Below are 1,419 nucleotides of genomic sequence, written 5' to 3'. Positions count from 1 at the left end.
GTCCAGCTTATCCCGTTCTCATCGGCTCCTAACTTATGCGCTTGATTCAATGCAATCAACGCGCTACCACCGAGCTTTTCCCACATTCGGTAAAAGTCGTTGGCGTCATAGCCTGCATCGAAAACGCCATACCGCATCCGTGCCTGGGGCAGGTGTTTTCGCAACTGCTTGAACAGCCGAGCCGTCGCTTCCACACCCATCAAGACGTCGCTCCGATGGGCTCCATTCACCATCACATGCAGTGGAAGATCCCGACCATTCCAGCTCGTACACATCGCATGCAGTCGATATCCAAAGTAGTAGATCTCTCGATAGCTATCCCAACCCCAAGTCGCATCGGGATCTGCGTAGAGCCTGTCGCAATCGCACTTTTTGATACCTTCTTCATGACATGTGCAAAGGGGCTTGCCGTTGCCATCAGCCTGTGAAGGTGCCGAGCTGCCATCTCCGGAGATCGTCAATTTTTCGAGTTCACCGAGGATTCCACGTTCCGCCGAAGGAATGACTGCACAGACCATCAGCAACTCATTGAGTCGCTTCGTGAAATCCTCTGGAAGAGCGCCGTCCAAAATGGAAAGCTCGCGGGCGACTATCTGTTTGACCTTGCCTTCATTGAGGGTCGCAAACTCTTCGGTGCGGAGGTCTTTTTCCTGTTTGAGGTTGCGACGAAAGCGGCCTTTTGCCCCACGGTACCGTTGAGAAGGACGAGGGTTGTGCTGGCAACGCTTCTCGTAGGAACCATCGAGCAAGCGGTGCATAAAGTCGTAGAAAGTACTGCCACCAGGGGGCTTATCTTTATCAGGAAAGCCAGAGAGGATGACGAGTTCAGGGCTGTGTGCCAGCTTCGCAGCCCATTTGTTATAGGATGACTCTTCGCAAAGGGCCATGAGAATGAAAGAACGCAACATCGCAACAGGATCACGAGGACGTTGTGCCCCAGAGTGATGAGGGGCATAACAAACCTCAAGAAGAGGGCGGGCTGGCTCCAAGTCGAGCAGGCAAATTGCCAAAACTGCGGACAAATGCTCGAACAATTTGCAAGAAAAGTCAGGATTTTCGCAAAAAAGTGCGCGAAGACGGTTGACGGTGTCGAGAAGATAACTACGATGAGCTGGGGTCATGGTTTGTTGTCCTTTTATTGTTTAAATGGTTAATCAAAAAAACGGCCATGGCCATCCGATAATTTCGCCGAACATGTTTATTTGGATTATATCATCAAACTGGCATGATTTTTATTCCTTTTTTGTTACGCATTTCTCCCGTCCGATAAACCTCGATGAAGAGAGGATTGAGACCCTACAAGCTCTCCGAGTGCCGTTGCGATTCCTGCAGTAGAAATCATTGCCTCGATGAAGAGAGGATTGAGACGTAACGGAAATCCTCCTCCGGCATCAGTATGACGGCGTAGAAATCATTGCC

2 protein-coding genes are annotated in these 1,419 nt (G+C 50.5%); one reads left to right on the top strand and one right to left on the bottom strand.

Annotation, left to right across the window (positions count from 1 at the left end):
- On the bottom strand, positions 1-908 hold a 908-nt coding region (locus D6783_02440; protein ID RME53281.1), incomplete at its 3' end, for a hypothetical protein.
- 36 nt (positions 909-944) lie between these two features.
- Here D6783_02440 and D6783_02435 point away from each other — a divergent pair.
- A complete protein-coding gene (locus tag D6783_02435; protein ID RME53280.1) occupies positions 945-1,154 on the top strand; it encodes a hypothetical protein in 210 nt (69 codons plus the stop codon).
- Positions 1,155-1,419: the final 265 nt, after the last annotated feature.

It is taken from the genome of Candidatus Woesearchaeota archaeon, from assembly GCA_003694805.1.
GTDB lineage: Archaea > Nanobdellota > Nanobdellia > Woesearchaeales > J110 > J110.
The sequence above is the reverse complement of the archived record's forward strand: the minus strand, read 5'-3'. Positions and strand labels throughout refer to the sequence as shown.

Coding starts and splice junctions, on each gene's coding strand:
- D6783_02435 (RME53280.1), top strand. CDS start 945: ATGAGGGGCATAACAAACCTCAAGAAGAGGGCGGGCTGGCTCCAAGTC.